At 70.2% G+C, this 18157-nt stretch carries 13 protein-coding genes and 2 tRNA genes; 9 read left to right on the top strand and 6 right to left on the bottom strand.

Annotated features, from left to right (window positions below; all coding sequences use genetic code 11):
• Nucleotides 1-52 precede the first annotated feature (52 nt).
• The 4 genes from ACFSZT_RS12715 to ACFSZT_RS12700 form a co-directional block, all read right to left on the bottom strand.
• On the bottom strand, nucleotides 53-1729 hold the full coding sequence (locus tag ACFSZT_RS12715; RefSeq protein ID WP_377394241.1) for a DEAD/DEAH box helicase: 1677 nt from the start codon (nucleotides 1727-1729) through the stop codon (nucleotides 53-55).
• A gap of 104 nt (nucleotides 1730-1833) precedes the next feature.
• A complete protein-coding gene (locus tag ACFSZT_RS12710) occupies nucleotides 1834-3075 on the bottom strand; it encodes an aldehyde dehydrogenase family protein (RefSeq protein WP_377394243.1) in 1242 nt (413 codons plus the stop codon).
• Nucleotides 3076-3208: 133 nt separating this feature from the next.
• A complete protein-coding gene (locus tag ACFSZT_RS12705; RefSeq protein ID WP_377394561.1) occupies nucleotides 3209-3883 on the bottom strand; it encodes a M50 family metallopeptidase in 675 nt (224 codons plus the stop codon).
• Nucleotides 3884-3963: 80 nt separating this feature from the next.
• Nucleotides 3964-4920, bottom strand: coding sequence for a DNA-3-methyladenine glycosylase family protein (locus tag ACFSZT_RS12700; RefSeq protein WP_377394245.1), 957 nt, complete (start codon nucleotides 4918-4920; stop codon nucleotides 3964-3966).
• Nucleotides 4921-5329: 409 nt separating this feature from the next.
• Between ACFSZT_RS12700 and ACFSZT_RS12695 the strand changes: the two genes are divergently transcribed.
• The 4 genes from ACFSZT_RS12695 (at nucleotide 5330) to ACFSZT_RS12680 (ending at nucleotide 7872) form a co-directional block, all read left to right on the top strand.
• Nucleotides 5330-6130, top strand: a complete 801-nt coding sequence (locus tag ACFSZT_RS12695) for a ribosomal RNA small subunit methyltransferase A (RefSeq protein ID WP_377394248.1) — start codon at nucleotides 5330-5332, stop codon at nucleotides 6128-6130.
• Nucleotides 6131-6170: 40 nt separating this feature from the next.
• Nucleotides 6171-7070 carry a S1C family serine protease gene (locus ACFSZT_RS12690; RefSeq protein ID WP_377394250.1) on the top strand — a complete coding sequence of 300 codons (900 nt, stop codon included), beginning with the start codon at nucleotides 6171-6173 and terminating at the stop codon, nucleotides 7068-7070.
• Nucleotides 7071-7107: 37 nt separating this feature from the next.
• Nucleotides 7108-7719, top strand: coding sequence for an oligoribonuclease (gene orn / locus ACFSZT_RS12685; RefSeq protein ID WP_377394252.1), 612 nt, complete (start codon nucleotides 7108-7110; stop codon nucleotides 7717-7719).
• A 77-nt stretch (nucleotides 7720-7796) separates the two neighbouring features.
• A tRNA-His gene (locus ACFSZT_RS12680) sits at nucleotides 7797-7872 on the top strand.
• Nucleotides 7873-7936: 64 nt separating this feature from the next.
• Here the strand turns inward: ACFSZT_RS12680 and ACFSZT_RS12675 are convergent.
• Nucleotides 7937-9133, bottom strand: coding sequence for a L,D-transpeptidase (locus tag ACFSZT_RS12675; RefSeq protein WP_377394254.1), 1197 nt, complete (start codon nucleotides 9131-9133; stop codon nucleotides 7937-7939).
• Between the two features lie 187 nt (nucleotides 9134-9320).
• Here ACFSZT_RS12675 and ACFSZT_RS12670 point away from each other — a divergent pair.
• The 5 genes from ACFSZT_RS12670 (at nucleotide 9321) to ACFSZT_RS12650 (ending at nucleotide 13928) form a co-directional block, all read left to right on the top strand.
• Nucleotides 9321-9393 (top strand) — tRNA-Lys (locus tag ACFSZT_RS12670).
• 567 nt (nucleotides 9394-9960) lie between these two features.
• Nucleotides 9961-11286: an MFS transporter gene (locus ACFSZT_RS12665; protein WP_377394258.1), complete on the top strand. Its 1326-nt coding sequence runs from the start codon at nucleotides 9961-9963 to the stop codon at nucleotides 11284-11286.
• Between the two features lie 10 nt (nucleotides 11287-11296).
• Entirely contained in the window at nucleotides 11297-11743 is a 447-nt protein-coding gene (locus ACFSZT_RS12660) for a nuclear transport factor 2 family protein (RefSeq protein WP_377394260.1), read from the top strand.
• Nucleotides 11736-12497, top strand: coding sequence for an SDR family NAD(P)-dependent oxidoreductase (locus tag ACFSZT_RS12655; protein WP_377394262.1), 762 nt, complete (start codon nucleotides 11736-11738; stop codon nucleotides 12495-12497). The genes ACFSZT_RS12660 and ACFSZT_RS12655 overlap by 8 nt, the downstream gene beginning before the upstream one ends.
• A gap of 552 nt (nucleotides 12498-13049) precedes the next feature.
• Nucleotides 13050-13928 carry a transglycosylase SLT domain-containing protein gene (locus ACFSZT_RS12650; protein WP_377394264.1) on the top strand — a complete coding sequence of 293 codons (879 nt, stop codon included), beginning with the start codon at nucleotides 13050-13052 and terminating at the stop codon, nucleotides 13926-13928.
• Between the two features lie 372 nt (nucleotides 13929-14300).
• Here ACFSZT_RS12650 and ACFSZT_RS12645 read toward each other — a convergent pair whose 3' ends face one another.
• The gene (locus ACFSZT_RS12645; protein WP_377394267.1) at nucleotides 14301-18143 is read right to left on the bottom strand and encodes a HAMP domain-containing protein; all 3843 of its coding nucleotides are present in this window, start codon (nucleotides 18141-18143) and stop codon (nucleotides 14301-14303) included.
• Between the last annotated feature and the right edge of the window lie 14 nt (nucleotides 18144-18157).

Raw genomic sequence — 18157 nt, 5'->3', positions numbered from 1 at the left:
GCAGTCCCCGGCGACCGTGCGAGCCGGGATGCGGCGGCCGCGGCGTGGCCGGTCAGCGGGACTGGTAGCGCTCCCGGCGGATGGTGGCCTTGCGGCCCTTGATGGTCGTGCCCTTGAGCGCGCTGATCACGTCGTCGGCGGCGTCCTCGGGAACGTCGACCAGGGAGAACCGATCCGCGACGTCGATGGCCCCGATGTCCCGGCCACGCAGGCGCGACTCCCCCGCGATCGCACCCACGAGATCCTGCGGCCGCACGCCCGACGTCCGGCCGACGCCGACGAAGAGCCGGGTCATGCCCCGCGCGGTGCCGCGTCCACGGCGCTGCCCGGTAGGGCCCTCGCGGCGGCCGCGCTTGCCCTCGGCAGGTGGCCACGCCGTGACCTCGGGGATCTCCTCCTCGTCGCTGATCGTGCCGCCCGCCTCGTGCGCGAGCTTGACCGCCGCGAGCGCGACCTCCACGACGTCGTACTCCTCGGCCAGGGGCTCGACGACGGCGCGGAAGCGGTCCAGACCGTCCTCGTCCTGCAGGTGCTCCCACAGCGCCGCCCGGGTCTGCTCGAGGCGCTGCGCGCGCAGGTCGGCGATGGTGGGCAGCTTCTTGACGGCGATCTTGTGGCCGGTCACGCGCTCGATGGTCTTGAGCATGCGGTGCTCGCGCGGTTCAGCCAGGGTGATCGCCGTGCCCTCCCGGCCGGCCCGGCCCACCCGGCCGATGCGGTGCACGTAGGACTCGGGCGCGCTCGGCACGTTGTAGTTCACGACGTGGGTGAGCTGCTCGATGTCGAGACCGCGCGCGGCGACGTCCGTCGCCACGACGAGGTCGGCACTCGCGGCACGCAGCCGGTCGACGACGCGGTCACGCTGCAGCTGGTTCATGCCACCATGCAGTGCCTCGGCGCGATAGCCCCGGCCGTTGAGGGTCTCGGTGAGCTGGTCGACCTCTTCGCGCGTCCGGCAGAACACGATTGCGGCAGCGGGGGACTCGACGTCCAGCACCCGGCCGAGCGCTGCCGGCTTGTGGCCGCGGGGCACGACGTAGGCGGTCTGGCTGATCAGGGACGTCTCGCCCTTGGCCGCCCCGTCCCGGCCCAGCGTGATCCGTACCGGGTCGGTGAGGTAGTGCTTGACCATGCCGCCGATGCGCGGCGGCATCGTCGCCGAGAAGAGCATGGTCTGCCGCTCCGCGGGGATCTCCTGGAAGATCGCCTCGATGTCCTCGGCGAAGCCCATGTCCAGCATCTCGTCGGCTTCGTCGAGCACTGCCATGCTCAGTTCTCCGAGCGAGAGCGTGCCGCGGGAGATGTGGTCGAGCGCCCGGCCCGGCGTCGCGATCACGACGTCCACGCCGCGTTCCAGCGCCTTGAGCTGCCTGCCGATCGGCTGGCCGCCGTAGATCGGCAGAACGCGCGTTCCGAGCTGCTGGCCGTAGCGGTGCATCGCCTCGGAGACCTGCACGGCGAGTTCGCGGGTCGGCGTGAGCACGAGTGCCTTCGGGTTGGCGCCCTTCCCGTGGCCGGTGATGCGCTGCAGGATCGGCAACGCGAACGCGGCGGTCTTTCCGGTACCGGTCGCGGCCTGGCCGACCAGGTCCCGGCCTTCCAGCAGGGGCGGGATCGCCTCCCGCTGGATGGGCGTCGGCTCCTCGTAGCCCAGCGCCGCCAGTGCGTCGAGCAGTTCCTCGCGCAGCTCCAGGTCGGCGAACGTCGTCGCGTTCTCCGTGTCGTTCACGATGGTGGACCTTCCTGATCCGGGGTGTTTCGGCGACGCCACGCCCGTGACATCCCCGACAGGGGTAACCACTGACCGTGCCCGCCGAACCGACGGGATCACGATCAGTGTGAGGCCGGCAGCACCGCGTACTGGCGGACGTACAGGTCGGTGTAGGTGACCGGGCCACGCGGTCCGGGAACCTTGTCCAGGTTGATGCCCGTCTCGGGCACGCCCAGCAACTTGAAACCGTCCAGCAGCCGGGTGGGCGCGTTCCAGAACACGCCGGTGCCCTGGTAGCCGTCGAAGAACGCCTCCGCGGCGGCTGCGTCCTCGGTGGCGATACCGGCCGCCAGGCCGGACGTCTGCTCGTTGGCGATGGCGACGGCCTCGGTGAGGCCGTCGACCGTCGCGACGGTCACGGTGGCCTCGCGATCGGAGTCAAGCGCCCACTCGTAGCCGATCGGGTGCTCGTGCGGCGGCAGCGACGGCGTGACACCCCGCGCGGCGAGCGCCTCCGACACCTGCGGCCACACCTCGTCGTAGACCGTCGCGTGGATCAACAGCAGGTTGAGCCGGTTGCAGACGCCGAGCCGGTCCAAGCTATCGGTGACGAGCGAGCGCACCTTGCCGGGGTCGGCAGCGGCGTCGACGTAGAGAACCCCGCCGCCGTCGGCGTGCGCGAGCGTCCGGACGCCGTGCGTGGCGGCCTCGGTGGCCAGGGTACGAGTGCTCTCGCCGCTGCCCCGGAGGATCACCAGCGGCACCAGTGCGGGCAGCCGCACCAGAGCCGCGGCGGCCTCGCGTTCCACGCGGGGCACCAGCTGCACCACGTCGGCGTCGATGCCTGCCTCCGTCAGCGCCGGTGCGATGACCACCTCGAGGAGCCGCTGCGCCGACCCCAGGGCGGCCGACCCGGTGCGCAGCACACCGGCGTTGCGCGACTTGACCAGCTGGGAGGCGACGTCGACGGTGACGTTCGGCCGCGCCTCGTAGTTGGCACCGATGACACCGACCGGACGCCTGCGCTCCACCAGCTTGAGCCCACCGTCGAGAGTGGACACCTCGAGCGAACGCTGCGGGTGCGGGGCCCGCGCCAGCAGGAGCAGCTGGTCGGCCATGCCCGTCAGCCGCTGCTCGGTGATGGTGAGGCGGTCGAGCAGGCCCGCGCTCATGCCGTCCGTGCGGGCCTTCGTGACGTCGGCCTCGTTGGCGGCCAGCACCTCGGCGCGGTGACTCAGCAGGCGGCTCGCCATGGCGCCCAGTGCGGTGTCGATCGCGGTGTCGGACGCCGCGGCCAACGACGGCGCCGCACGCTTCGCCGCTCGTGCGCACTCCTCGACAGCCTTGACGACCTCGTCCGTCACAGCACAGCCCTTTCCACCGCTCGCGCGCAGCGCGACCCACATCGTTCACCAGCCGGTTTCGGTGCCGGTGTCAACTCCCCAGTGTGCCGCACGCCCCGACAGACGTGCTCGGCCGGTCCGCGTTTCCGCCGGCTCACAGCGGCCCGCCGACGGCGGGCTCCACCAGCAACATCCCACCGACCACCACACAGCCGCCGATCAACACGCCGAGCACCAGGAGCCAGATCGCGGCGGGGAGGGCGGTCAGCCGGGCGAGCTGGTCGATGTCCGAGTCGCGGGCCGCTCCCCTGCGGCGCTTGCGCTGTAACTCGAACAGCGGCCGGACCGCGCCGAACAAGAGGAACCACGTCATCAGGTACACGAACGCGGCCTGCACCGCCGCGCCCGCCACCAACGCCACGCCGGCCAGCACCAGCGCCGAGACGACGACCGCGAACACTCCGTACGCGTTGCGGACCATGACGAGTACACCCAGCAGCAGGGCCGCCGCGATGCCGAGCACCGCGCTGAGCTTCTCCGCCGACACCAATCCCGCGAACGCCAGGCCGAGCAAGGCCGGCGCCGGGTACCCGGCGAGCGAGGTGAGCACCATGCCCGCGCCCTCGGGTTTGCCACGGGACACGGTGACGCCTGAGGTGTCCGAGTGCAGCCGGATCCCCTGCAGTCGCCTGCCCGCCAGCAACGCGGCGACGGCATGCCCGGCCTCGTGCACGATCGTCACAACGTTGCGGGCGAGCCGCCAGGGCGTGCCCGACACCACCAGGATCAGTGCCACGACGCCCGCGATCAGGACGATGCCGCCCGCCATGTTCGCGTCCAGGTCGAATGCCCGCGTGATCTCCTCGATGGTCAACCGCACCCGGCCAGCTCACCACAGCCCGCGTCTGGTCACGGTGACCCCCTTCTCGTCTCGACTGTCTCCTGTCGCGCTACCGTTTCGTCCTTTTCGGCGTCGGCGGACCCGGCGATGCGCAGCAGGAACGCGGCCCAGCTGCGATAGGGCCGCCAGCGGTCGGCGATATCGGCCAGCGCCGTGGCGTCCGTGGTGCCGTAGGCGGCCGCCATGCTCCCGAGCAAGCCGTGCTCGTGCCGCGGGAAGACGTCGGGATGGCCGGCTCCCCTGGCCACGACGAGCTCGGCGGAGAACGGTCCGATTCCCGGGAGCTGGCGGACGAGGTCCAGCGCGTCCTCGGCAGGCATCGCGCGCAATGCCCTGCCGTCGAGCAGTCCGGCACGGGCGGCGTCACCGATCACGGCGAGCCGGTCGCGTTTCACCGCCGACAGGCCGGTCGACGGACCCAGGTCCCGTAGTACCTCGGGTGCCGGGAAGGCCGCGCACTCCCGGCCGCCGACCGTCACCACGGTGCCGTATCGCTCGACGATGCGCCACAGGGCGCGCCTCGCCTGGTCGAGACGCAACCGGTGGCAGACGACCGCCCAGCACGCCGCCTCGTACGGCGACGGGAACAGCACCGGTCGCACGGCACGGTGGCGGCGCCACACGCCGGCGAGCACCGGGTCGCGCGCGGCCACGTCGGCGAAACCGGAGGCATCGACGTCGAGGGACAGGATGCGGCGGACCTGGTGCATCGCCTCGTCGGCCGACGCGGGCGGGCCGTCGACGGTCACCTCCAGCAGCCGGGGCGTGCGGGCGTGGAGGTACACACCGACCGGCTCCCACGCCCGCTCGACCGGGAACGCGAGCCGCAGCGTGCCCGGCTCACGGTCGGCGCGTTCGATCGTCGGCGCGATCGTCGCGGCGAACCATGCCGAGGCGTCGAGATCGAAATCGCCGCCTGTCTCCATCTCGGTCACCGACACCGGGCCGGCCACGTCTGTCCCCATCGCGAAACCCCCTCCGTACGCGAACATCTCGGAGCCGACGCTAGGACGCCGTGGCAACGCCCGGACAGTGCCGATTTCGCGAACGGATCCATTACCCCCGGAATCCGGCGCGAGTGGAGACTCCGCACCACGAGGGCGCGAAAATCCCTTGCGGGCACTGATACGTTGCTCGACATGGGAACTTTGTGCCGCGCCTGCGCGGCGATCGCCCGGCCTTGGCCGCGCGTCGCCTGACGCAGCGGTCGACACTCCTCGTCCGGCAGCACCGACACGCGCCGTCCCTGACGGACCGGCCGTAGGCTGCGCCGTGCTCTCTTCACGTTGATCCCGGTGGCTCCGGCCGCTGCGTCATGACGTCCTCGCGCGCCTGCCGGCGCGCTCCGCCCACGTTCATGACAGAGCCGAACCCATGCCACGCCACGGATATCGTCCTGCCCGCCGACCACCGAACCCGTCGGGTGTCCACTTCCTCGCCTCCGGCCACGTCGCCGACCGCCTCGTCGCGGCCTGTGCGCCGGGCCCCGCCGACCTCGTCCTCGACCTCGGCGCCGGATTCGGCGCCATCACCGCTCACCTGGCACGGACCGGCGCCACCGTCGTCGCGGTGGAACGCGATCCCGAGTTCGCCCGCAAGCTCCGGAACCGCTTCGGCGATCGGTCCACTGTGCGCGTCGTGGTCGCCGATATGCGGACGTTCCCGTTGCCGCGCAAGCCGTTCGTCGTCGCATCGAGCATCCCGTACTCGATTTCCACGCCGCTGCTACGGCGGCTGGTCCATTCGCGCCACACTCAGCTCGACCGGGCCGCACTCCTCGTCGAATGGGGATTCGCGAAACGGGTCACGGCAATCGCTCCCCGATCCCGGGACCTGGCGTGGTGGGCGGCACGGTACGAGCTGCGGATCGACCGGCGCGTCCCGGCACGATGTTTCCGCCCGGCGCCCACAATGGACTCCGCTCTGCTCACTATCACGCGCAGGACCGGTCTGCCCCGCGCCGCCGAGCACACCCTCCGGGCCCTGCTCGATGCCGCGTACCGGACGCCGGACCGCAGCGTACGCTCCGTCGTCGCCGGATACACGGGCAACAGGTCCCGCGCCGTGTTCCGCGCGACCGGCATCGCCCCGGCCGCTCCCGCGGGGACCCTGCCGCCCGCGGACTGGGCCGCCCTCGCCGCCGCGGTGCACGACTCTCAGGCAAGTACACGTTGATCCTCAGCGTCCTCTCACCTTGCGGACCGACAGTCGACGCATGGAGACCTCGAACAGCGCCCAGGACACCCAGCCCATCCCGGTCCGGCAACCACCGGCCGGATCCCCACCACCCGACCGGTCCCGGCCGCGCCGCCTCGGCGTGCTGGTGGCCGGTGCCGCCGTCGTCGCCGCGGTCGTGGGCGGCGCGGGAGGTGCGGCCATCGTCTCGGCCACCACAGCCGACGACGGTGGGGCCACCTCCTCCAGCACGTCCGGTGCGGCCACCGCCACGACCGCCTCCACCGGCAGCGGGGACATCAGCACGGTCGCCCAGCAGGTGCTGCCCAGCGTGGTGCAGGTGCAAGCCACCACGCAGGGCGGCGAGTCGGTCGGGTCGGGGGTGGTGCTCACCGAGGACGGCCGGATCCTCACCAACGCCCACGTCGTCGAGGGCGCGGGGGTGGTCATCGTCACGGACTCGGACGGGACGGAGTACCGCGCCGACGTGCTCGGCAGCGATTCGACCGCCGACATCGCCGTGCTGCAGGCGCAGGGGGCCGTCGGCCTGACCCCGGCCACGCTCGGTGACTCCGAGTCGGTGGAGGTCGGCCAGCAGGTGCTCGCCATCGGGTCGCCCGCGGGGCTGCAGAACACCGTGACCTCCGGCATCGTGAGCGCCGTCGACCGCGAGCTGTCGGAGCTCGGGACGCAACAGCAGCCGCAGTCACCGTTCGGCTCGCCCGTGCAGGAGTCCTCCGGCCCGAGCTACACCGCCATCCAGACCGACGCCCCGATCAACCACGGCAACTCCGGAGGCCCGCTGGTGAACGCCCAGGGCGAGGTGATCGGGATCAACTCCGCGATGTACTCCCCCAACGAGGGCAGCATCGGCATCGGTTTCGCCATTCCGGTCAACGACGCCACGAAGATCCTCGACACGATCGAGAACGGAGCGTGAGAAGCACATCGGAGCCCGGTCACGTTAGTGTGGCCGGGTGACCGACCGTCTTGTCTGGATCGATTGTGAAATGACGGGGCTCGACCTCGCCAAGGACGCCCTGATCGAGATCGCCGTTCTCGTCACCGACGCCGACCTGCGTGTCCTCGGCGACGGCCTCGACCTCGTCATCCACGCCGGCGACGACGCGCTGGCGAACATGCCCGACGTGGTGCGCGAGATGCACGCGAAGTCGGGGCTCACCGAGGAAGTACGTCGCTCGACGGTCACGCTCGAGGACGCCGAGCAGCAGGTGCTCGCCTACATCCGGGAGCACGTGCCAGACCCCCAGACCGCACCGCTCGCCGGCAACTCCATCGGCACCGACCGCGGCTTCATCGCGCGCGACATGCCCGAGCTCGACGGCTACCTGCACTACCGCATGGTCGACGTGTCGTCGATCAAGGAACTGGTGCGGCGCTGGTACCCGCGGATCTACTACGCCAAGCCGGAGAAGGGCCTGGCGCACCGCGCGCTCGCCGACATCAAGGAGTCCATCGGTGAGCTGGAGTACTACCGCCGGACCGCCTTCGTGCCACAGCCAGGCCCGAGCACCGAGGAGGCCAGGGCGGCCGCCGACGAGGTGCTGAACGGGCAGTCGCGCGGCTAAGCGCAACCCTCCGCGCGAGCCGTCACAGCCACACGCTACGATGTGTCAGCCGAGGTGCTCAGGGAGTTCCTCGCATGGTGGGTGTAGCTCAGTCGGTAGAGCACCTGGTTGTGGTCCAGGGGGCCGCGGGTTCAAGTCCCGTCACTCACCCCAGGTTTCTTTCACAGTCACAGTCACAGGCCCGGGCGACCGGGCCTGTGTGCTTTTTAGGCCTGGGCTACGCGCCCGCGGCGGTCCACTCCTCCCACGACAGTTGCCACACGCTCCAGCCGTCGGTCGGCTCGAGAACCTGCTCGCCCGCATTGCGCACGGTCACGACATCGCCCGGCTGCGAGCGCTCCATGAGCCACGCCGCGTCCTCGGTCGACAGGTTGATGCAGCCGTGGCTGGTGTTCGTGTTGCCCTGGTAGCCCACCGACCACGGCGCCGAGTGATAGAAGATGCCGCTGTAGGACAGCCGCACGGCGTACTCCACCCACAGCCGGTAGCCGGCGCCACTGTCGACCGGGACGCCGTAGGTGCTCGAGTCCATCGTGTAGCCGTAGTGCTCGCTCATGACCGTGTAGGTGCCGTTCGGGGTCGAGCTGGACGGTTTGCCCATCGAGATCGGGAGGCGGCGGAGACGCCGGTCGTTGACGAACACCGACATGTGATGCGTCTCGCCATCCGCGATGGCCACCACCTTGTCGCCGATCGTCAGCGTGGCCGCGCGGTCCTCGGTGCCGTAGGTGCCGTCGCCGAGGTCACGGCCGTAGACGTTCGCCTCGACCGACACCGTCGTGCCCGGCCTCCAGTACTCCTTCGGCCGCCAGATCAGCTGGTCGTCGTCGAACCACCGGAACGCGCCCTCGGTCGCCGGCTCGGTGGTGATCCGCACCGCCTGCTCGGCCGCTGACCGGTCGGTGATGTCGCCGCTGAACGAGAAGATCAACGGCATGCCGACGCCGACCGTCTGGCCGTCGCTCACGTTCATCGAGACCGACACCTGGCGTTGCGGAGTGGCCGTTGTGAACGTCGACCTCCGGGTGACCGGCGTGCCGTCCGCGCCCCGGGCGGTGGCCGTCAGCGTGTAGGTCTTGCCGTACCCGAGCGGCTCCGCCGACCGCCAGGCCGTGCCGTCCGGCGTGATCGCACCCTCGACGACGGTGCCGCGCGTGCCGACGAGCGAGGCCTGCGTGATGGTGCCACCCTGGGCGGTGGCCGTGACGGTGCCGGCAGGCTCCACGCCGTGTGCGCCCGGGGCCACGGAAAGGATCAGCGAGGCAGGCCGGGCCACGGCTGTCGTGGCCGGGCCGTCGGACGAGGTCTCCTCATTCGCTGTCGGGGTACAGCCGGCACCAAGGACGCTACCGAGCGTCACCATCGCGGCCAGGCGAACCCACCTCCGCGGCCCGTAGCCACCCCGACGTCCCATCGCGCCCCCGATTCTGTCCTGCCCCGACGTCGCTTCAGTGTGCCGGGGAGATCATCGACCGGGTGTGGACGTCGCCAAGTTGTGGCCAAGCCGTGCACAGGGGGTGCCCGTTCAGGCGGTCGAGGGGGCGTGTTAGTGTTTCTCTCGTCGCTGAGGGGGACCGACCAGGTTCCAGCAGGTCCGACACGCGCCATTAGCTCAATTGGCAGAGCAGCTGACTCTTAATCAGCGGGTTCGGGGTTCGAGTCCCTGATGGCGCACAATAACCCCAGGTCAGGTGGCCTGGGGTTTTGTGTTGTCTGCCCTGGGTCTCTGCCGTGCCGTCGCGGCGTCCACGTGACCGCCACGCGTGTCGCGAGGGCTGCTTGTGGCCGGCATCGCCGGCCGTGCTCTTCGACCCCGTGCACCCCGGAACGGCCGGGACGTGCCCACCCACCAACGCCGGGCCGGCCCGGGACGTTGGTCCGGCCGCACGCCCGCCGTGGTCGCCGATCACGCGGGATGCGGGCCCGCACCCGCAAGCACGGCCTGCTCGCCGTGTCGTCGGACGTGCCGCACTCGTCGGCGCGCCCCGGTGACCCGTCCGTCGCGCCGAGCGCGGCAGGACGCCCGTTCGCAACGCCTCGACCGTCCACAATCCACTCTTCGCGGCAGCTGTCATCGGTCGACGCGCCAGCTGGATCCCCTGGCTCCTGACCGGGTTCGTGGCGCGGCACCGGCCAGGCTTGCGATGGCTGTCCGCGTCGCTGCCCTGAATCGCTACTGGACATCCATCATCATGATTGCGATGATCCTTAGGGAAGTCGGTACTGGTCGAGGAGGACCGCATGACCGATCCGTCCCCGCGGCAGCGCAGCGGAACGCTCGTGGCGGTCATCTGCTGCTGCGCCGTCGTCTTCGACGGCTACGACCTGTCGGTCTACGCGACCACCCTCCCCGCCATCCTCGAGACCGAGCCGTGGGGACTCGATGCCGCAGAGGCCGGCGTGATCGCCAGCTACGCCTTCATGGGCATGCTCGTCGGAACCCTGATCTGCGGGTTCGCCACCGATGTGCTCGGCCGCCGCCGGATGCTGATGACCTGCATGAGCTGGTTCTCGGTGTTCATGGTCGCTTGTGCGATCGCGCCGAACCCGGACCTGTTCGGACTGTTCCGGTTCCTGGCGGGGATCGGGCTCGGCGGCCTGTTGCCGACAGCACTCGCGCTCACCGTCGAGTTCGCGCCGCGGCATCGCCGTAACCTGTTCAACGCGCTGGTCAGCTCCGGCTTCTCGGTCGGCACCATCGGAGCCTCCGCGCTCGGCACGATCATCATCGAGCCGTTCGGCTTCCGCCCCATGTACGCCATCGGCGCCCTGCCGCTCGTGGTGCTGGTACCCATCGCGTACGCCACACTGCCGGAGTCCGTCGATTTCCTCGCCGCCAAGGGCAGGCACGACGAAGCCGCCGCGACGGCCCGCCGGTACGACCTGGCTTGCCCGTCGGAGCCCGTGCGCGAGGGCGCACACCACGCGGCTATGCGGGACCTGCTCCACAAACCGCTGGTCACGATGGCGATCGTATTCGCGCTCGTCACGCTCATCGGGCAGCTGTTCATCTACGGGTTGAGCACGTGGCTCCCCCAACTCATGCGTTCGGCGGGCTACCCGCTCGGCTCCGCGCTGAGCTTCCTGGCCACGATGAGCGTCGGCGCGATCCTCGGCGCGACCCTGATGTCCTGGTTCGCCGACCGCATCGGGCCGAGGGTCGTGGCCATGTGGGGTTTCGGTATCGGCGTGCTCGCACTGGTCACCATGAGCCTGAGCCCGCCGACCTTCGTGCTGTACATCGCCGTCGCGCTCGCCGGCGTTGGCGCCAACGGAACCTCGGTGATCCTCAATGGATACATCGCGACCTGGTTTCCCGCCGCGGTCCGAGCGACGGCTCTCGGCTCGATCATGACGGTCGCCCGGCTCGGCGGGATCGTCGGTCCGATCCTCGGCGGACTGATCGTGGCGGCGGACGTGCCCGTGCAGTGGAGTTTCTACGTCTTCGTGGTCCCCGCGGCGATCGGTGTGGCTCTGGTGCTGCTGCTGCCGCGGCGGCACCTCGACGGCAGGCCGCTGGGCGCGACCCGGGAACCGCACCTGGAACCGGTGCACCACGGCGGGTGAGGAGGACACAGTGACCAGGGACGCCGCCGATGCGGAAACGGGCGCGGTCACGGCGGAGGACGCCGAGGCCGCCCGGAACGCCTTGTACCGCTACGCTCGGGCCGTGGACCTCGCTGACGAGAGTCTGCTGGCCGAGACATTCACCGGGGACGTCGTTCTGGAACGGGTGGACGGCAGCCGCGTCGGCCGGGCGGCCGTACTCGCCTTCTACCGGACCGTTTTCGACGGGCCGACGCTGTGGAGCAAGCACATGGTGACCAACGTGACGACGGAGGCGACCGTCGAGGGACTCGCGGTCACCGCATACTTCCAGGCCGTGTCCAGCACCGGGTCCGAGGCGAAGGCGGTGTTCGGCGAGTACCGCGACGTGCTCGTCCGGCAGGCGGGCCGGCTACGAATCCACCGGAAGCGGATCGACGTGCAGCAGAGCTTCCCGCTGGCGGTGCGGGATGCCTGAGCTGGACGCCGGGCAGCGGCCCGCCGTCGTCGTCACCGGGGCGGCGCACGGGATCGGGGCGGCGATCGCGGCACGCTTCGCCGACGCTGGACATCCGGTGGTCGGCCTGGACCTCGACGGCGAACGACTCGTCGCGACCGTGTCCGGCTGGCCGGGGAGCGGACATCGGGCCGTGCCGGGGGATGCCGCCTCCCCCGACGACGTCGCGCGCGCCTGCGATCTGGCGGCGGACACGGCGGGTGGGCTCGGCACCTTGGTCGCGAACGCGGGCCACGCGAAGGCCGAGACCTCGGTCGACTACCCGGCCGCCGATTGGGACGCGATGCTGCGCGTGCACCTGACCGGTGCCATGGTCGGGGCGCAGCAGGCCGTGTCGAGGATGCGGGCCGGTGGCGGACTGGTCCTGATGTCCTCGCTCAACGGCTTGCTCGGCTTCCCCCGCCGCACGGCGTACGGCGCCGCGAAGGCCGGTGTCGCAGGCCTCGTCCGCGGACTCGCCGCGGAGTGGGCCCAGCAGGGAATCCGGGTCAACGGGATCGCCCCCGACCCGATCGCCACCGAACTCTCGGCGGACTTCATCCGCCAGGGTGTGATCGACGAGCAGGCGTTCCTGGATCGGATACCCATGAATCGCTTCGGGCGGCCGGCCGAGGTCGCCGAGCTCGCCTACTTCCTCGGCACTCCACTTTCGGCCTACATCACCGGAGTGGTCGTCCCCATCGACGGAGGCTGGAGCGCGCAAGGAATCGGCTGACGGGCACTGTTCGTGTCGCCGTGTCGGGCGGGATAGCGGCACCGATGACGCGGACTGCCCATACGAGCGACACACCCCGAATGCAGTCAATGCGCGTGGCGTAACCTATGCCGAGAGCGACGTCGATTCATGAAAATCCTCCGTACGGATTCACATAACGGGCCATGTGCAACGCTCTGTAATCTGTCGAGTACAGATCGATGGCCCACGACCCGGCGAATGTAGTCATTCGCCCACGTGGCGCAGTCAAAATGGCGACGCGGCACTGTCCGCGCTGGTCATGGCCGATCACATGCAGGTCAGGACCACCAAGGGGCACTTTCACCGCGCTGCTCGGCAGGCATTGAAGAATGCCAGTTACCGCCACTCTGGTTGTTTAAACATCTTGTGATCTGTGTTTCACAACACCGGGTCGTGACTTCACCGTTTTCTTTTCGTAATCTCATGGAGGCGCTCGCGACATCCCCCCGTGTTCCCCCGCACGGTCGCGTGCGCGCCGGCCTGGAACCCCGACCTGGCCGGTACGCGAAAGCGAAAAGGAGAACCACCCCCGTGGAGTGGCACAACCTGCCTGAAAACGCGAAAAAGATCTTCGCAAAGATTGCCCCGACCCCCCAGAAGAACCCGACCTCCCTGGAGAACCCGGCCCCGGCGAAGCTGAACCGTTCGCTGCGTGACGCTGTCCGGGGTTATGTCTCGGTCGGCCTGCTCGCGGTCGCCGTCACCGGTGTCGTGAGCCAGGGCGCCCTCGGCGACGACGAGCAGCCGGCATCCGCGGCCAAGGCCTCCCCGGCCTCGGCCGAGAACGCCGCCGTCGTGCGGGAGCACACCCAGTTCGGTGTGGCCCAGCCCGCTGACCAGGCACGGAGCGAGGCCGACGCCAAGGCCGCCGCGCCCGCGGCGAAGGCTGCCGGCCAGGGCGGCGCGGCACAGAGCAAGTCCGACGGCGGCAAGAAGGTCGCCGAGGTGGCCCAGCCGAAGCCGGCCGCCCAGCCCAAGGCCGCACCGGCCCCGCAGGCGGCACCCAAGCCGGCTCCGGCACCCGCTCCGAAGCCCGCTCCGGCGCCCGCCGGCGACCGTGTCGACCGGTGGATCCACCAGGCCATCGTGATCATGAAGTCCAAGGGCGTGCCGGTGTCGCATGCCGACAAGGACGAGATCCGGACCGTCATCGAGAAGGAATCGAGCGGCGACCCCAAGGCCATCAACCTGTGGGACAGCAACGCCGAGAAGGGCACGCCGTCGAAGGGCCTGATGCAGACCATCGACCCGACCTTCGACGCCCACAAGCTGCCTGGCCACGATGACATCTACAACCCGGTGGACAACATCATCGCCGGTGTCCGGTACACGTTGGACCGCTACGGCAGCTTCGACGAGCACCCCGGCCTGGCCTCCATGTCCGACGGTGGCGACTACCAGGGCTACTGATAGCCGCTCCCTGTTCCGGGAAGCACAAGCGTCGTCCGGCCGGATCGGCAGGGCCATCCCCTCGCCGATCCGGCCGGCGCGCTCGGCTGGACGCTCCGGTACCGCGAACGGCACGCCGCCGGACGGCCACGGCCACCGCACGCCGCCTCGGAATGCTCGGGTCCGAGCGCGTCGCAAAGCCGGCGGGCGATCTCCCGGCCGATCCGGCCCCGGGATCGTCCGCCGGCAATGCGGGTGAGCAGGCCGGATCCGCATTCCCGTTCGTGAGCGCAGTTTCCTACCGCGCCCGACGCCCTCGCCGACCCCGGCGGGGGCGTCGGGCGCGTTCGTGTCCGCGCCAGCACCGCGCCAGGTCCCAACGACCGCGGACGCTCACTCCGGCAGCCAGCGTTCAATGCAGGACAGCAGCTCGTCGGTGTGCACGGGTTTGGTGATGTGGTCGTTGGCGCCCGCGGCCAGGCTCTTCTCCCGGTCGCCCGCCATCGCCTTGGCGGTGACCATGATGATGGGCAGGCTCGCGAACCCTGGCATGGCCCGGATGGCGGCCGTGGTGGCGTAACCGTCCATCTCCGGCATCATCACGTCCATCAGGATGACGTCGGTGTCCCGGTTCCTACGCAGCATTTCGATGCCCTCGCGCCCGTTCTGCGCGTGCTTGACCAGCATGCCGCGCAGGGCAAGCATTTCCGTCAGTGCCACGACGTTGCGCGAGTCGTCGTCCACGATGAGTACCTTGCGTCCGTCCAACCCAGACTCCCGGGCCGGACGTCGTTCCTGCCGCGGCGACCCGGAATCCTCCGCCGTGGCGGGTGGAACGAACATCGCGCCGAGCCGGTCGCGCAGGTCGTCCAGCGACGGGAACAACTCCGCCGTGCCCGCCTGCACCTGCGAGTCCAGCAGCCGTGACTGCGCGGAGCTGAGCTTGCGGGTGGCGTGAACCAGCACGGGAACGTCCCGGTGCCGCCCCGGTTCGGCGAGCCGTTGCAGGAACGTCAGCGCGGGAGCGCCTGCGCTCGCGTCCACCACGGCACAGTGGTACGACCGCGTCGTCAGTGCGTCGATGGCCTCGTCCGGTGTCGGCACCGAATCGATCCGCGTCGCGGCCTCGGGCCCGGCGCGGTTGCGGACGAACCCGCGCACGAGCACGGTGAGCAACCGGTCCTCGTCGGCATCCACCACGAGGATCCGCATACCCGGCTCCGCGGTGAGCCGGCGCCGCGGCTCGCTACCCGCCTCGAACCGCGGGTCGACCGGCACGGTCAGCGTGAACGTGCTGCCCTCACCGAGCACGCTCTCGGCCGTCAGCTCACCGCCCAGCAGGTTGGCGACCTGCCTGCTGATCGACAGGCCGAGCCCGGTGCCCCCGTAGCCCCTGCTCGTGGTGCCGTCAGCCTGCTGGAAGGCGTCGAAGATCGCCGGCAGCTGTTCCTCGGCGATGCCGATCCCGGTGTCCCTCACCGCGAACGCGACCGACGGCTCGCCGTCGTCCACCGAACGGACACGCAACTCCACCCGGCCCCGCTCGGTGAACTTCACGGCGTTGGACAGCAGGTTGCGCAGCACCTGCCGCAGGCGTTGCTCGTCGGTGTGGAGGCGCTCCGGCACGCCGTCCTCCACGACGACGTGGAACTCCAGGCCCTTCTCGGCGGTGAGCGGGCTGAACGTCGAGCGGACGTGCTCCAGCACCTGCGGCAACGGGACCTCGTCCGGGTGCACGTCCATCTTGCCCGCCTCGACCTTCGACAGGTCGAGGATGTCGTTGATGAGCTGGAGCAGGTCGGTTCCCGCCGACTCGATGACCTTGGCGTACTCGACCTGCTTGGGCGTCAGGTTGCCCTGGGCGTTCTGGGCGAGCACCCCGGCGAGAATGAGCAGGCTCGTGAGCGGGGTCCGCAGTTCGTGCGACATGTTGGCGAGGAACTCGGACTTGTACTTCGACGCGAGCGCGAACTGCTGGGCACGCTGCTCGATCTCGCGGCGCGCCTGCTCGATCTCGACGTTCTTCAGCTCGATGTCCCGGTTCTGCCTCGCCAGCAGCGCCGCCTTCTCTTCCAGGTCCGCATTGGACTGTCGCAGCTTCACCTGCTGTGCCTGGAGTTCCTCCGACCGTGCCCGCAGTTCGGCGGCCAGCCGCTGGGACTCGTCGAGCAGCGCGTCGGTGCGCGCGTTGGCGACGATCGTGTTGAGGTTGACGCCGATGACCTCCGTCAGCTGATCGAGGAGGTCCCGCTGGACGAGCGTGAACTCGGTGAACGACGCGAGCTCGATGACACCGAGCGTGCGGTCCTCGAACGTGATGGGCAGCACGATGAGGTTCACCGGCTGCGCCGAGCCGAGGCTGGAGGAGATGCGGACGTAGCCGGGTGGCGTCCGGTCGACCCGCAACGACGTCCGCGTGCGCGCGACCTGCCCGACCAGCGACTCCCCCAGCCGGAACTCGCGCGGCACGTCGGCGGCCCCGCCGTAGGAGGCGGTGAGCCGCAGCACCGGTGGCTCCTGCGTGGAATCGACCAGGTAGAACGTCCCGTACTGCGCGCCGACCAGCGGGGTCAGTTCGTTCATGATCGCCTCGGTGACCGCGCGCAGGTCGCGGTGCCCCTGCAGGACCCCATGCAGGTGCGCCAGGCTGGTGTTGAGCCAGGCGTGTTCCTCGTTCGCCCGGGTCGTCTCCCGCAGCGACTGCACCATCGCGTTGATGTTGTCCTTGAGCTCGGCGACCTCGCCGCGCGCCTCCACGGCGATGGAACGCGTGAGGTCACCGGTCGCCACGGCGCTCGTCACCGCAGCGATGGCCCGCACCTGCCGCGTCAGGTTGCCCGCGAGTTCGTTGACGTTCTCGGTGAGCCGCTTCCACGTCCCGGACACACCCTCGACCTCGGCCTGGCCGCCCAGCCTGCCTTCCTTGCCGACCTCACGCGCCACCCGTGTCACCTCCGAGGCGAACGCGGAAAGCGTGTCGACCATCGTGTTGATCGTCGTCTTGAGCTCGAGGATCTCGCCGCGCGCCTCGACGTCGATCTTCTGCGACAGGTCGCCTCGCGCGACGGCGGTGGTCACCTGGGCGATCGACCGCACCTGGCCGGTCAGGTTGCTCGCCATCGAGTTGACGTTGTCGGTGAGGTCTTTCCACGTCCCGGCGACGTTGCTCACGCGCGCCTGGCCGCCGAGCCTGCCCTCCGTCCCCACCTCGCGGGCCACGCGCGTGACCTCGTCGGCGAACGCCGAGAGCGTGTCGACCATCGTGTTGATGGTCTGCGCGAGTGCCGCGACCTCGCCCTTGGCCTCGACGGTGATCTTCTGCGAGAGGTCACCGCGGGCGACCGCCGTCGCGACCTGGGCGATGGAACGCACCTGGTCGGTGAGGTTGTCGGCCATGACGTTCACCGACTCCGTCAGGCTGCGCCACGTACCGGCGACACCCTTGACGTTCGCCTGCCCACCGAGCCTGCCGTCGGTGCCGACCTCACGCGCCACCCGGGTGACCTCGTCGGCGAACGACGAGAGCGTGTCCACCATCGTGTTGATGGTCGACTTGAGCTCCAGGATCTCCCCGCGGGCGTCCACGGTGATCTTCTGGCTGAGGTCGCCCTTGGCGACGGCCGTGGCGACCGTCGCGATGTCGCGGACCTGGTCGGTGAGGTTGCCTGCCATGAAGTTGACCGCCCGCAGCAGCTCCTGCCAGATGCCGGTAGCGCCGGGGACGTCGGCCTGGCCGCCGAGCCTGCCCTCGCTGCCCACCTCGCGCGCGACCCGGATGACCTCGTCGGCGACCGACGTCAGCCGATCCACCATGTCGTTGGTGGTGTTCTTCAACGCCAGCGGCTCGCCCCGGGCGTCGACGGTGATCCGCCGCGAGAGGTCGCCGCGGGAGACCGCGGTCGCGACATCCGTGACGTCGCGCGCCTGGGCCGACAGGCTCATGGCCATCGCGTTGACGGCGTCGGTGAGCTCCTTCCACGACCCGGCGGCCCCCGGCACGGACACCACGCCGCCGAGCCTGCCCTCGCTGCCCACCTCGCGGGCGATACGCGTGACCTCCGACCCGACGAGCCCGAGCCGCGCGGTGGTGTCGTTGAACACGGCTGCGATCTCGTCCAGCAGGGGATCGCCGGAGCGGGGCAGCCGCACGGTGAAGTCGCCGTCGCGTACGGAGACGAGTCCCTCCAGTACCGGACGGAGACCGGCCTCGGGCGGATCGACGGGTCGCTGCGCCATCGACATCCTCCTCG

Source organism: Prauserella oleivorans, assembly GCF_042685745.1.
Lineage (GTDB): Bacteria > Actinomycetota > Actinomycetes > Mycobacteriales > Pseudonocardiaceae > Prauserella_A > Prauserella_A oleivorans.
This window is presented reverse-complemented; position numbering and strand designations above follow the sequence as displayed.